The sequence below is a fragment of the Bradyrhizobium sp. USDA 4354 genome, from assembly GCF_054060315.1.
In genome coordinates this window covers 460,023-474,169 of sequence record NZ_JBSSDC010000001.1, presented here as the reverse complement: position 1 = coordinate 474,169, position 14,147 = coordinate 460,023, and the positions used below count along the sequence as shown (strand labels likewise).

Below are 14,147 nucleotides of genomic sequence, written 5' to 3'. Positions count from 1 at the left end.
TCGAAGAACGAGGTGTGCGCAGGGCGTCGCTACGAGCCAGATGCAAAGCGCTGTGCTTGCGGGAGAGGGGGGAGAGGGTTGCTCCGGCAATCTTCAAGACGGGCCCTCATGCCGCCGACGCAGCCTTGGCGCCCCCGTCCGCTCGCCATGGCGCTTCACGCATTTCCCATCTTGTCATTCACCCTGAATAGTTGTTCAGTCCTTGCGGGGCGATTTGCATCTTCTGACGTGACGAAGCGTTCGGCCGCAGGGCGTGCGGCTGGCGTGTGGGACAGGAAGCGCGCCATGGTTTATCGGCGGACGCATCAAGTGGTGAAGCGCCTTGCGGCCCGGCGCAGTGCGATATTGGCGGCGGCGCGGGAGGCGGCATCGGAAGGCGGGATGGCGGCCGTGCAGATCGCGCCGGTCGCGGTCCGGGCCAATGTCGCAGCCGGCACGGTCTACCGCTATTTTCCTTCCAAGGCCGAGCTGATCTCCGAGCTCATTGCCGAGGTCTCCCGCGACGAGCTCGCGGCGATCCGCCGGGCGGCGGATGCCGCGCCGGGGCCGTCCTCGGCGCTGGCGGCCGCCGTCACCACCGTGGCGGTCCATACGCTGTCACAGCGCAGGCTGGCCTGGGGCATCCTGGCCGAGCCGGTCGATGTCGATGTCAGCGCCTCCCGGCTTGCCAGCCGGCGCGAGATCGCCGGCGAAATTGCGTCCCGGATCGACGCTGCGGTGCGGGCTGGCCATCTGCCGGCGCAGGATACCGCGCTCGCCGCCACCGCATTGCTCGGCGCCCTGCATGAGGCCCTGGTCGGCCCGCTCGCGCCTGACAATCTCGATGATCCCGTCAAGATGCGCGACGCGGTGCAGACCGTGACGCTGCTGGCGCTGCGCGCCGTCGGCGTCATGGACGCCCGCGCCCGCGGCCTCGTGGTGCAGCAGACGCTGCTGCCGACCACGAAGGCGCTGGTTGGGGCGTAACATCGGACACGCGGTCGAGGTGCAGACCTGATCGCGCTCAGGCCGTTGTTCGAGCGGGCCTTTTCGAGAAACCGCAGCACCCGCGCCGAAATCGCCTTCTACTGTGCATGGGGTTGTTTTCGCGTTTTTTGTTTGAGCGGCCCGGACTTCACATATTCGCGTCGCCCCCGGGGCCGACCGAGGCGATGCGCACCATGTTGGTGGTGCCGGGAATGCCGAGCGGCACGCCGGCGACGATGATCACGCGCTGGCCGGCGCGGACAAAACCGTCCCGGAACGCGATCTGGCCGGCGCGGCTCACCATGTCGTCCTGGTCGCGCGCGTCCTCCGCCACCACGCAGTGCACGCCCCAGGCCACCGCAAGCCGGCGGCCGGCGCTGATGTTCGGCGTGATCGCCACGATCGGCGGCTTCGGCCGCTCGCGCGCCACGCGTACGGCGGTCGAGCCCGATGAGGTCCAGCAGATCAAGGCGGGCAGGTCGAGCGTCTCGGCGATCTGCCTTGCGGCGTCGGCGATGGCGTCGCCCGCGGTGGATTCAGGAGCGGGGCGCTGGGCCATGATCACCGAGCGGTAGGTCGGGTCGCGCTCGACCTCCTCACCGATGCGGTTCATGGTCGAGACCGCCTCGACCGGGAATTTGCCGGCCGCCGATTCGGCCGACAGCATGATGGCGTCGGCGCCTTCATAGACGGCGGTGGCGACGTCGGAGACTTCGGCGCGGGTCGGCACCGGCGACTGGATCATCGATTCCAGCATCTGGGTCGCGATCACCACCGGCTTGCCGGCGCGACGCGCCATGCGCGTCATCTGCTTCTGCAGACTCGGCACCCGCTCCAGCGGCAGCTCGACGCCGAGGTCGCCGCGCGCCACCATCAGCGCGTCGGAGGCCTCGATGATGTCGGCGAGGCGGTCGATCGCCTGCGGCTTCTCGATCTTGGCCATCACGGCGGCGCGGCCGCGGATCATCTTCTTGGCTTCGAGCACGTCGTCGGCGCGCTGCACGAACGACAGCGCGATCCAGTCGACGCCGGTGACGAGGGCCGCCTCGAGGTCGGCGCGGTCCTTGGGCGTCATCGCCGAGACCGGCAGGTCGGTGTCGGGCAGGCTGACGCCCTTGCGGTCGCTCATCTTGCCGCCGACGACGACCCGGGTCACCGCATGCTCCTTCGACGTCTCCTCCGCGATCAGCCGCACCTTGCCGTCGTCGAGCAGCAGCGCATGTCCCGGCCGCAGCGCGGCCAGGATCTCCGGATGCGGGAGATGGACGCGCGTGGCATCGCCTGGCGTCTTGTTGGAATCCAGCGTGAAGGTCTGGCCGTTCTGGAGCTGGACCGCGCCGTCAGCGAAGGAGCCGAGTCTCAGCTTCGGGCCCTGAAGGTCGACCAGGATGCCGATCGGCCGGCCATAGCTGCTCTCGACGTTGCGGATCGTCGCCACCAGCTCCCGCATCTTGTCATGCGGGGTGTGGCTCATGTTGATGCGGAACAGGTCGGCGCCGGCCTCGAACAGGCGGCGGATCATCGCGAGGTCCGACGAGGCGGGTCCGAGCGTCGCGAGGATCTTGATACGGCGAAGGCGCCTCATGGCTTACTTCCAGACGGGGGCGAGGGCGCTGGCGGGAGGCCAGGCGCGGGCGGCGTACCACCGGGCGGGCTGTTGGGCAAACCCGGAACGCCGCCCGGGCCAACCGGGCCGGGCAGGCCAGGAACACGTTGCTGCGCCGGCTGTTCGTTGGCGTCGGTCAGCTGCACCGTCCAGGCCCGCTGCTCACCGGTGTCGACCTCGAAATAGCCGGTGCGATCATAGCCGCGCGCCAGGCAATCCTCGGTGCCGCGGATGGTGAACTCCTTGTCGCGCGAGCACATGAAGGCCTGGCCCGACCATTCGCCGCCGCGGTCATAGTCGATGGCGTAGATGTAGTAGTAGCGAGCAACCAGCGTGCCCCGTAGCAGCGTCTCGCAGGAGCGCGACGAGATGTTCCACCAGCCCTCGGTGGTCCAGCCCTCGGCGTCCTTGTAGCCAAGCGCAATGCCGACCCGGCTCGACGTGTTGTTGCAGAGGCGGAAATCGGCGGAGGCGGGATTGGCGCAAAGGCACAGAAGGGTGACCGCCAGCACCGGGACCAACCGGGCGAGCAGACGAAGCGGGGAGCGGGGAGATTCGGCAGTCATTGTCGCGGAAGCTATACCAGATCATTGACGATTTGGCGTAGGGCGGGGGGAACTGCCCCATAGCCGGGCCGTGGCCCCTTTGCGCCGCGATATGGCAAAATCTGTGACAGGACCCACCTGATCCCGTAAGGGTGACCGCCACCGGGACGGGCCTTAAGGAAGACAGCCATGGCAATCGACGACAAAACCAGAACGGAGCTCGAGGCGGCCGCTTTCCGGCGCCTGGTCGATCATTTGCGGAGCCGGACGGACGTCCAGAACATCGACCTGATGAACCTGGCGGGTTTCTGCCGCAACTGCCTCTCCAACTGGCTCAAGGATGCCGCTGACGCCCAGGGCGTGCCCTTGAGCAAGGACGAGAGCCGGGAGGCCGTCTACGGCATGTCCTACGAGACCTGGAAAGCGAAGTACCAGGGCACGGCCACGCCCGAGCAGCTCGAGGCGATGAAGAAGGTCCATCCTCACGGGCACTGAACGGCCTATGGCGGTGCCCTGAGTCGCACCACACAACAGCTTTCTTTGCGTCGGCGCAGGAAGGTGTGGGCGCGCTGTGGACGAGCGCGATGCTTGCTTGAACGCCGGGAGCGCCGACCCTAAGGGTCTACCCAGCACGCGCGGTGACGATGCCGGCGTCACCTCGTTTTGCCAGTTCCATTGGGAGTACCAAGATGGCCACCTCCGCCGCCGTCCGCGACGACGAGCCCGCGACGAAATTTGCCAAGGACCAGCTCAAATCCATCATCGAGCGCATCGAGCGGTTGGAGGAAGAGAAGAAGGCGATCTCGGACGACATCCGCGACGTCTATGCCGAGAGCAAGGGCAACGGCTACGATGTCAAGGCGCTGCGTACGATCGTGCGCCTGCGCAAGCAGGACCCCAACGAGCGCGCGGAGGCCGAGACCATTCTCGATACCTACATGCAGGCGCTGGGGATGATCTGAAGGCGCCAGGACCGCGCCTCATCCGTAAGAGTACCTCACCGGGCCGCAATTTGCGGGGCCCGCGCTTGGGCAAAACCCGCTGGTCTGCTAGAATGCTCGGTGAAGGGACCGAGCAATGGATGTGCCTGGACCAGAGCGCAGGCTCGCCGCGGTCCTCGCGGCTGACATGGTCGGCTTTAGTCGTCTCATGGAGGTCGACGAGGGTGGCACGCTCGCGCGTCTCAAGACCCACCGGATCGAGCTCATCGATCCGGCGATTGCCAAAAACCACGGCCGCATCATCAAGACAACGGGCGACGGCCTGCTCGTCGAATTCCATAGCGTCGTCGACGCAGTGTTGTGCGCTGCTGAAATTCAGAGCCGGATGGGACGCCGCAACGCCGATGTCCCGCCGCCGCGATGGATACAATTCCGCATCGGTATCAATCTGGGCGACGTGATCGTCGACCAGAACGACATTTTCGGCGACGGCGTCAACGTCGCGGCACGGTTGGAGACGCTGGCCGAACCTGGGGGCATCTGCATCTCCAGCGCTGTGCGCGACCAGCTGGGCCAGCGTCTCGATGGCGTCGCATTCGAAGACATCGGCGAGCAGAACGTCAAGAACATCGCGCGCTCCATCCGCGTCTACCGGATTCGATTGGAGGATGGGTCGGCAAGCGCGCCAGCCGGCACGATGGCCCCTGCAAAGGCGACTGGCAAGTCGAAGAAGCCGTCCATCGCCGTGCTGCCCTTCGCCAACATGAGCGGCGATCCGGAGCAGGAGTTCTTTGCGGATGGTTTGACCGAAGACATCATCACGGAGCTTTCCCGCTTCCACGACCTGCTGGTGATCTCGCGCAACTCGACCTTCGTGTACAAGGGAAGGTCGGTCAAGGTGCAGGACGTCGGCCGCGAATTCGGTGTCGACTACGTCATCGAGGGAAGCGTGCGAAAGGCCGGGAATCGCGTCCGCGTCACCGTGCAGCTGATCGATGCGGAGACGGACCGGCATATTTGGGCCGAGCGTTATGACGGCGAGCTCAAGGACATCTTCGCGATCCAGGACGAGATGACCCGGGCGATCGCGGCCACGTTGCCCGGCCGTGTCGAGGCGGCGACGCACGATCGGGCGAACCGCAAGCCGACGGACAACATGGCAGCCTATGAATGCGTGCTGGCCGCAAAGGTCTTGCACCATCGCTCCAATCGCGAAGACAATGCGCGGGCGCAGCTTCTGCTCGACCGGGCGCTCGAACTCGACGGCAACTATGCTCACGCACACGCGTGGAAGGCGTGCGTCCTCGGCCAGACCTGGGTCTATAACTGGTGCGCGGATCGTGACGCTACCTTTGAGCAGGTGGCTGCAGAGCTGGAAACCGCGCTGGGCCTCGACGACAATGACAGCGATGTCCACCGCATCCTCGCGGCACTCAATCTGAATCGCGACGACCATGACAAGGCCGCCTATCATCAGGAACGCGCGCTCGCGCTCAACCCGAACTATGACCTCGTGGTCGTGCAGCAGGGTGAACTGCTGACCTGGCTGGGGCGGCCGGAGGAGGGCATCGACTGGATCAAGAAGGCGATGCGGCTCAACCCGTATCACCCGGAACGCTTCTGGAGCCATCTCGGGCGCGCCTATTACTGTGCCGAGAAATACGCCGAAGCCGCCGAAGCTTTCTCGAGGATCTCACGCCCCGATCACACCCATCATGCGTTCCTTGCCGGAATCTTCGCGCAGATGGGCAATGCAGTGGCTGCTGGTGCGCACGCGGCCGAAGTTCTCAGGCGTGAGCCGGCATTTTCGGTGGCCAATCATCTTGCTACCCAGCATTACAAGCAGCAGGTCGATCGTCAGCGCTATGAGGCAGGCCTTCTCCGGGCAGGCCTGCCGGCTTGATCTGGCGCACGACGGAGACTGCCTGCGATCATCGCAGGATGGGCTACGAGACTGAATTCGTGGAGGTCGCTATGCGCCTCAGCGCAGCGCCGCCGTGCGCATGAGGAACGACGTCGTCTCGAGCTTTGCGGTCGCGCTGCCCGAGAAACTGTCGCAGGACAGGCCCTGCATCGGATCGTCGGAGAAGCCCATCGCGATCACGGCGCGCGGCTTGACGAAATAGCCGCGCAGCGCCGCCGTATCGAGCTCGCCCATCAGCGTCACCGACATCGCGCGGCTGGCGCTCGGCGACAGCATCACGATCTTGAGCCAGACGCTCTCGCCCTTGGCCGCAGAGAGGCGGGTGGCGGTTGCGATCCTGCCGTCGATGCTCTTGCCGACCACCGTGTTGATCTCCGTCGCCTGAGCCACGCTGCGGGACGCGGCGGGGCGGGCGGTGCGCGGGATCGGCGCGGAGGCGGCGACGACATTGGCACGGTCGACCGGGGAGGCGGCCGGCGCGTAAGCCAGGGCCTGGAAGGCCGCGTTGGACACGCTCGCGGTCGGTTGCGGATCGGTGGCGGCGGCCAGCGCCTGGCGCGCCTTCAACGCTGCGACCTGCGCCGGCGTCGCCTGCTGCGGCGCGGCCGGGACATCATCCCAGAAGCCGCGGGCATTGATGATGTCGGCCGGGGTCTCCAGCTTTCCGTCAACAGGCTTGCCGGTCGCCGGCTTGTCAGCCACGGGCGCGGGCTTCGGCTTGGGCGGCGCGACGATCTGGGCATCGGCCGAAGCGAGCTGGAGAGTTGCGGCTACTTGCGGCTTGGCGCGCGGCGTCGGCACCGGCTCGGCGGGCTTGGCGGCGGCTGCGACCACGGTCGGCGCCGCCGGCTTCGCGGCGATTGCGGGCGCGCCCTCGTCATCCTCGTCGCTATTCGCGGCGGCGGGAGCCGGCTTGCTCCTGAACAAGGCGGCAAAGAAATTCGGCTTGCTGCCGGCATCGTCGCCGCTACCGCGCCGCTCGATCTCGGCCTTGGCGAGCTCATAGCCTTTCAGCGGCACGCCATCGGTCGGCAGATGCACCGTCTTGCCGTCCGGGAAGACGCGGGCGAGCTGGTCATGCGTCATGCGCGGCCAGTGCCGGATGCTGCCGGTGTCGAGGTGCACGAAGGGCGAGCCCGAGGTGGGATAGAAGCCGACGCCGCCGCGCTGCAGGCGCAGGCCGGCGAAACGGATCTGCTCCAGCGGCACGCCCGGGATATAGAAGTCCATCGCATGCCCCAGCATGTGCTGGCTGAACCGCGCCACACCGGAGGAGCGGCGGCGGAGCATGGCGTTGGTGGCGGGAGAGCGATAGGAGGAGATGATCTGGATCGGCTGCTTGCCGTCGACGTCGCGATAGACTTCCCAGAGGATGTCGAACAGGCGACGGTCCATGACCGTCTCGTCCTGGGTGCGCCAGTCGCGCAGGAAGTGGTTGAGCTGCTTCAGCGCCGCTTCGTCGTAGCGCCCGTCGCGCTTGAAGGTGACGGTGAGATCTTCGCCGGAATGGGTGTGGTGGAAGGAGAGCGTCTTGGTCTCGTTCAGCGCGGCCGCGTCATGAACCGAACCGGCGGCCGCAAGCAGCAATGCGCCGGCGAGGCCGATCCGGGATCCGGCCTTCACGCCCGCATGGGACAACGACAGCACAGCGAATTGGCGTGCGAGACCAGTCAGCACGTATGAGCCCACCCAGTCGACGAGCGTTCAAAATGGACTCTCCCGCCAACCCCGTTAGCAGCGCGAAAGAGGATGAACGCTTTCTTAAAGCGAGAAGGTTAATTCGAGGTTGACCTTCCCGCCCCCAAACCAAGTCAGAATACGATCCTAAACGGTTGACTGTGGCAAAAAAACGCCCGCTGCCCGAGCGCAGGTTGGAGAATGGTTAACGTTAAGCGGCCCCATCCAGAGGACGGGGCCGCTTATTTCATCGCAGAATTGTTGTGAACCAGGCGCTGAGCCGGGCTCAGCGGGTAAACACCCGCTGCGGACGACGGCCGACCGGCGCCGGCGGCTGGGTCGGGGCCGGCGCTCCGAACAGCCGCTCGAAGAAGTTTGGCCCAGACGAACCGAAGCCCCCGCCATTGTTGGCCACTGCGACCCCTGACGGCAACGTCGTGGCCGGGCGCGAATAACTCGGCTGGGAATGGGCCACGATGGCCTCGAGGTCCTTGCCGCGGTTGTTCTTCAGGATGTTGATCATGGCCGCGTCGCGGCCATAGACGTCCTTGCGGAACTGCAGCTTGCCGGCGTCGTCCACGAACGCGGTCTGATAGGTGATGTTGACCGGGATCGGGGTCGGGAATTTCAGATCGATCTCGCTCTTGCCGTACATGCTGCGCACGCGCTCAGGCGTGTACCTCTCGTTCGGCATGGTGATGTTGAGCAGCACGGACGCATACTGATCCGGATTCTGCACGCGCATGCAGCCATGGCTGAAGGCGCGCTCGTCGCGGGCGAACAAATGCTTGTCCGGCGTGTCGTGCTGATAGACCAGAAACTTGTTCGGGAAGTTGAAGCGGACGCGGCCGAGCGCGTTGGCTTCGCCGGGCGGCTGCGAGATGTGCACCGAGCCGTCGCGATTCTGTTCGAGCCTGAGGCCCATGCGCTGAAGCACGGTCGGGTCCTGCTGCAGCGCCGGCAGATATTCGTTGTAGACGATCGACGGCGGCACGTTCCAGGTCGGATTGACCGTGATGTACTTCATCGTCTCGCTGAGCAGCGGGGTCGCATGCGTTCCCGGCTTGCCGGTCACGACGCGCGTGGTCCAGACCTGCTGGCCGCGCTGCATCACCTTCAGCGTGAAGTCGGGAATGTTGAGGATGACATAAGCATCCCCCAGCGAGGGCGCGCCGAGATCGCGCGGCAGCCAGCGCCAGCGCTCCATGTTCACCAGCACGGTGTCGATCTGCTTGTCGCGCTTCGGGGTGTTGAGCGCCTTGACCGTCTTGTCATCGAGGATGCCGGTCGCCTTCATCTCGGCGCTGCTCTGGAATTTGCGCACGGCGTCGGCAACTGCCGCGTCGTAGCGGGTGTCGCTCGGGTTCTCGGCGAGGCCGAGCTTGGCGCGGAGCTGCGGCACGCGTGGATCCTCCACGACGATTTCAGCCTGCTTCTTGCCGGCAGGGGTGTATTTCAGCGCGGGACCGTCGGCGATCTCGATCACCGGGCCATTGTCCTGGCCGCGCAGCTCGGCGAGCTTGGCCTTCAGCTCCCTGTAGAGCTTGTGCGGTGGGTTGTAGCTGTCGAGCGCTGCGGAGGCGTCCGCCGCGGTCGTGACCTTGGCGAGCACCTCGTTGGGGTCGACCGGATGTTCGGGATAGAGAATGTCGCCGCTGACCTGCGACCAATGCATGCGGCCGCTCTGGGCATGGCGCGCATAGTCGAACATGCTGGCGGTGAGCTTGAGCTCGGCATCCGCCAGCGCATCGGGCGTCGTTGCGGCGGCGAAATCCGGCACCGGATAGTCGGCGGGATTGAGGCCGTCGGACGCCGCGTCCTTCAGCCGTGCGCTCACGCCCTTGGCCGCAGCGGTCAGGTTGCCGCCTTGCGTCCAGACCGGTGCGAAATCGCGCGCGCCGTAAAACTTCTCGATCGCCGCGCGCTCGTTCTTGCGGTCGAAATGGCGCGAGGTCTTGGCGCCGATGATGTCCTTGAGCTTGTCCGCGACCGGCTGGTCGGCGGCGGGCACGTTGCTCGCGGCCTTCACCGGCTCGGCGGCGGGAGGCGCTGCGGCAGCAGGTGCCGTGGGAGCGGCCGGCGTGACGGTTGCGGTGTCGGCCTTGGCGGGCTCGGTCTTTGCGGGCTCGGTCTTCTCAGGTTCGGACTTGGCCGTCTCGCTCTTCGGTGCTTCAGGCGCGGGTGTGGTGGCGACGTCGGACGGCTTGGTCTCGACCTTGTCCGGCGCCGGCGCGGCGTCCGCTTTAACGGATTCCCTCACAGTCTCCTTGGCGGAATCCTGCACCGTGGCGGTGGTGTCGAGCTTGATGTCGGCTGCAGTCGGGGGCGGGACGTTTGCGGGCTCGGGGCGCGGGATCGCAGCTTCGATCGCGAGCTCGGCGGCGCTGCTGCGCGCCTGATCCTGCGCCAGGGCCGAGCTGGCCGACACCGTGAGGAAGGTCGCCGCGACCGTCATCAAGACACGGTCAAAGCCCGCACGGTGGTTCAAACAGTCACGCATTGTGTCGCACCCCTCGGGTGAGCTGTTCCGTCGTGGAACAGCCTCGTTATGGCCTATTGGTGAGTTTCGGCTAAACCGCGCCGGCCTCTCGAAAGTTGCACGCCTGCACGCAACGATTCCTACGCAGACGATATACAGGCCCCGATTTTGCAGCCAGCGCTACCCGGGACAACTCACGACAAACTGACTTCAAGGGAGCCTCTTGGCAACGGATCGTGCGCTTCTGCCACGCGCTTTTCACTCTGTCTGTCACTTCCAAGTCACGGTTCAAATCGCAGCCGAATTCTGTCGTCATGCGAACGGCTTACAGCCGTCTCGCGCCGTCGCGCGAACCTCCGTTCGCACTGGGCTCAGTGCGTCTCCTCACCGCTTTTGCCGCCATGCCCGGGAACCCCGGCCTCGTCGAGTTTGCGGTAAAGCGTTGACCGGCCGATTTTGAGGCGGCGAGCCACTTCGGACATCTGGCCGCGATAGTGCGAGATCGCGAAGCGGATGATCTCGTTCTCCATGTCTTCCAGCGAGCGGACATCCCCGGTCGCGGTGAGCATGGCGAGAGTTCCCACAGCGGGGAGCGGAGCGATTGGTATTTCATTACCCGACACCACTGAAGGCGCCGCCGCGGGCTCGAGCATCAACGGGGCGGTCGGAATATCCGTGATGGGATGCGGCTGCGAGGCGAGCAGGGGGAAATCGCCGAGGCCGAGCTGGTCGCCGTCGCTCATCACCACGGCACGGTAGACCGCGTTTTCGAGCTGGCGGATGTTGCCGGGCCAGTCGAGCTGGGCAAGCTGCGCGACGGCCTCGCCGCTGATGCCGGTGATGGGGCGGTTCTCCTCGGCGGCAAAGCGCGCCAGGAAATGCCTGAGCAGATGCGGGATATCCTCACGCCGGGCCCGCAGCGAAGGGATCGTCAGCGGCAGCACGTGCAGGCGATAGAACAGGTCTTCGCGGAAATGTCCCTGCTTCACCCGCTCCAGCAGCTTGCGATTGGTGGCCGAGATGATGCGGACGTCGACCTTGACCGGCTTGCGCCCGCCGACTGCCTCCACGGCACCTTCCTGGAGCGCGCGCAGCAGCTTCACTTGCGCGGTCAGCGGCAGCTCGCTGACCTCATCCAGAAACAGCGTGCCGCCATGAGCCTCGACAAACTTGCCCATGTGCCGCTCGGTGGCGCCGGTGAAGGCGCCCTTCTCATGGCCGAACAGGATGGACTCGACGAGATTGTCGGGAATCGCGCCGCAATTGACCGCGACGAACGGCTTGGCCTTGCGCTCGCCGCTGCCGTGGATGGCGCGCGCGAACATCTCCTTGCCGACGCCGGACTCGCCCTCGATCAGCACGGGGATCGCTGAGTTTGCCGCCTTCTGTGCGGCTCGCATCACGCCCGTCATGGCCTCGGCGCGCGTGATGATGTCCGAGAATGTCAGCCGGCCTTCGCGGCTGTGACGGATACGCTGCAATTCGCCCTTGAGCGCCGACGTGTTGAGCGCGTTGCGCAAGGAGACCTGGAGCCGCTCCACGCCGACCGGCTTGACGACGAAATCGGCCGCGCCCGCGCGCATCGCCGAGATCACGTTGTCGATGCCGCCATGGGCGGTCTGCACGATAACGGGGATGCTCAGGCCTGCTTCGCGGATTTTCGCCAGTACGCCCATGCCGTCGAGGCCGGGCATCACGAGATCGAGGATGACGGCGTCGATGGCCGGTGCGTCGGGGGCGGTGAGGGTGGCGATCGCGGCGTTGCCGGAGTCGACGACGACCGTCTCATAGCCGCATTTCTGCACCATGTTCTCGACCAGCCGGCGGGCTACTGCGTCGTCGTCGGCGATCAAAATACTGGCAGCCATGGTGTTCCCCGCACGCTACTACTATCTGTCTCGAATCGGGGCACTCTGGCCGAAGCCGATTAACACACGCTTAAACCTTGATGCCCCCGCCCGCCGCCGCGCTTGTTGAACACAGGTTTCCCACACAATGAATTCGCGCTCCAAGACCGCTGTCACGAAGTCTGCTCTCCGCAAGCCAGCCACCAAGACATCCGTCGCCAAGAAATCTGCCGCCAAGAAATCTGCCGCCAAGGCAAAACCCTCTAAAACTTCACTCGCAAAGCCTGCGAGCAAGACCGGCAAGCTTCCGGAGTGGAACCTTGCCGATCTCTATTCCGGGATCGATGCGCCGGAAGTGGCGCGCGATCTCGAAAACTTGGATGCCGACTGCGTCGCCTTCGAGACGGACTACAAGGGCAAGCTGGCGACAGGGACAGCAAACGAAGATGGCGGAAAGTGGCTCGCCGAGGCGGTGCGACGCTATGAGGCGATCGACGATCTCGCCGGCCGTCTCGGCTCCTATGCCGGCCTCGTCCATGCCGGCGACAGCGTGGACCCTGCGATTTCAAAGTTTTATGGCGATGTGTCCGAACGCCTGACGGCGGCGTCCACGCATCTGTTGTTCTTCGCGCTCGAGCTCAACCGTATCGATGACGATATTTTGACCCGCGCGATGCAAGCCGCCGAGCTCGCGCACTATCGTCCCTGGATCGAGGATCTGCGCAAGGAGAAGCCCTACCAGCTCGACGACAAGCTCGAGCAGCTCTTTCTGGAGAAGGCGCAGACCGGCTATTCCGCCTTCAACCGCCTGTTCGACCAGACCATCTCCAGCCTGCGCTTCAAGGTCGGGCCTAAGGAGCTCGCGATCGAGCCGACGCTCAGTCTGCTGCAGGACCGCGACGGCGCCAAACGTAAGAGCGCGGCGGAGGCGCTGGCGAAAACCTTCAAGGCCAATGAGCGCACCTTTGCGCTGATCACCAACACGCTCGCCAAGGACAAGGACATCTCCGACCGCTGGCGCGGCTTCAAGGACGTCGCGGATTCCCGCCATCTGAACAACCGCGTCGAGCGCGAGGTGGTGGATGCGCTGGTCGCCTCGGTCCGCGCCGCCTATCCGAAGCTGTCGCATCGCTATTATGCGCTGAAGGCGAAGTGGTTCGGAAAGAAGCGGCTGGCCTATTGGGACCGCAACGCGCCGCTGCCGTTCGCTGCGACTGACGTCATCGGCTGGCCGGATGCGCGCAACATGGTGCTGACCGCCTATCGCGGCTTCTCGCCCAAAATGGCCGATATCGCCGAGCGCTTCTTCGTCGACCGCTGGATCGACGCGCCGGTGCGGCCGGGCAAGGTCCCAGGCGCGTTCTCGCATCCGACCACGCCGTCGGCGCATCCTTACGTGCTGATGAACTACCAGGGCAAGCCGCGGGACGTGATGACGCTCGCCCATGAGCTCGGCCACGGCGTGCATCAGGTGCTCGCCGCGAAGAACGGTGCGCTGATGGCGCCGACGCCGCTGACGCTGGCGGAGACCGCGAGCGTGTTCGGCGAGATGCTCACCTTCAAGCGGCTCCTGGCCCAGACCAAGAACGCGAAGCAGCGCCAGGCGCTGCTCGCCGGCAAGGTCGAGGACATGATCAACACCGTGGTGCGGCAGATCGCGTTCTATTCCTTCGAGCGCGCGGTCCACACCGAGCGCAAGAACGGCGAGCTCACCGCGACCCGGCTCGGCGAGATCTGGCTGTCGGTGCAGGGCGAGAGCCTGGGGCCGGCGATCGAGATCAAGGCGGGCTACGAGAACTACTGGATGTACATCCCGCACTTCATCCACTCGCCGTTCTACGTCTACGCCTATGCGTTCGGCGACTGCCTCGTGAACTCGCTCTACGCCGTCTACGAGAACGCGGCCGAAGGCTTTGCCGAGCGCTATCTCGACATGCTCGCCGCCGGTGGAACCAAGCACTATTCCGAGCTGCTGCGGCCGTTCGGGTTAGACGCCAAGGACCCGAAGTTCTGGGACGGCGGCCTCAGTGTCATCGCGGGGATGATCGACGAGCTCGAGGCGATGGGCTGAGGGGCGCGGGCGCCTCTCGCGGCACGTAAAACATCTGTTGAACCAGGTCTCTGGCGATGTTATACAGATGTATAACGGGTTGGAGCGTAGA

10 protein-coding genes are annotated in these 14,147 nt (G+C 65.5%); 5 read left to right on the top strand and 5 right to left on the bottom strand.

Annotated features, from left to right (window positions below; all coding sequences use genetic code 11):
• The first annotated feature begins 285 nt into the window (after positions 1-285).
• Positions 286-966, top strand: coding sequence for a helix-turn-helix domain-containing protein (locus ACVIIV_RS02295; protein ID WP_456742716.1), 681 nt, complete (start codon positions 286-288; stop codon positions 964-966).
• Between the two features lie 148 nt (positions 967-1,114).
• Here ACVIIV_RS02295 and pyk read toward each other — a convergent pair whose 3' ends face one another.
• Positions 1,115-2,551 carry a pyruvate kinase gene (pyk, locus tag ACVIIV_RS02290; protein WP_456742715.1) on the bottom strand — a complete coding sequence of 479 codons (1,437 nt, stop codon included), beginning with the start codon at positions 2,549-2,551 and terminating at the stop codon, positions 1,115-1,117.
• Complete coding sequence (locus tag ACVIIV_RS02285) at positions 2,548-3,138, bottom strand: DUF1036 domain-containing protein (protein WP_456742714.1); 591 nt, start codon at positions 3,136-3,138, stop codon at positions 2,548-2,550. The genes pyk and ACVIIV_RS02285 overlap by 4 nt, the downstream gene beginning before the upstream one ends.
• Positions 3,139-3,306: 168 nt before the next feature.
• On the opposite strand from ACVIIV_RS02285, the gene ACVIIV_RS02280 reads away from it, so the two are divergent.
• From ACVIIV_RS02280 to ACVIIV_RS02270, 3 genes are all read left to right on the top strand, one after another.
• Positions 3,307-3,612 (top strand): DUF1244 domain-containing protein, encoded by a 306-nt coding sequence (locus ACVIIV_RS02280; RefSeq protein ID WP_456742713.1) that lies wholly within the window; start codon positions 3,307-3,309, stop codon positions 3,610-3,612.
• A 194-nt stretch (positions 3,613-3,806) separates the two neighbouring features.
• Positions 3,807-4,079: a DUF2312 domain-containing protein gene (locus ACVIIV_RS02275; protein ID WP_456742712.1), complete on the top strand. Its 273-nt coding sequence runs from the start codon at positions 3,807-3,809 to the stop codon at positions 4,077-4,079.
• Between the two features lie 115 nt (positions 4,080-4,194).
• Entirely contained in the window at positions 4,195-5,961 is a 1,767-nt protein-coding gene (locus ACVIIV_RS02270) for an adenylate/guanylate cyclase domain-containing protein (RefSeq protein ID WP_456742711.1), read from the top strand.
• A gap of 78 nt (positions 5,962-6,039) precedes the next feature.
• Here ACVIIV_RS02270 and ACVIIV_RS02265 read toward each other — a convergent pair whose 3' ends face one another.
• The 3 genes from ACVIIV_RS02265 to ACVIIV_RS02255 form a co-directional block, all read right to left on the bottom strand.
• Positions 6,040-7,659, bottom strand: a complete 1,620-nt coding sequence (locus ACVIIV_RS02265; RefSeq protein ID WP_456742710.1) for a DUF882 domain-containing protein — start codon at positions 7,657-7,659, stop codon at positions 6,040-6,042.
• A gap of 286 nt (positions 7,660-7,945) precedes the next feature.
• Complete coding sequence (locus ACVIIV_RS02260) at positions 7,946-10,159, bottom strand: L,D-transpeptidase family protein (RefSeq protein ID WP_456742709.1); 2,214 nt, start codon at positions 10,157-10,159, stop codon at positions 7,946-7,948.
• A gap of 350 nt (positions 10,160-10,509) precedes the next feature.
• Positions 10,510-12,006, bottom strand: a complete 1,497-nt coding sequence (locus ACVIIV_RS02255) for a sigma-54-dependent transcriptional regulator (RefSeq protein ID WP_456742708.1) — start codon at positions 12,004-12,006, stop codon at positions 10,510-10,512.
• Positions 12,007-12,133: 127 nt separating this feature from the next.
• Between ACVIIV_RS02255 and ACVIIV_RS02250 the strand changes: the two genes are divergently transcribed.
• Complete coding sequence (locus ACVIIV_RS02250) at positions 12,134-14,056, top strand: M3 family oligoendopeptidase (RefSeq protein WP_456742707.1); 1,923 nt, start codon at positions 12,134-12,136, stop codon at positions 14,054-14,056.
• Positions 14,057-14,147 lie beyond the last annotated feature (91 nt).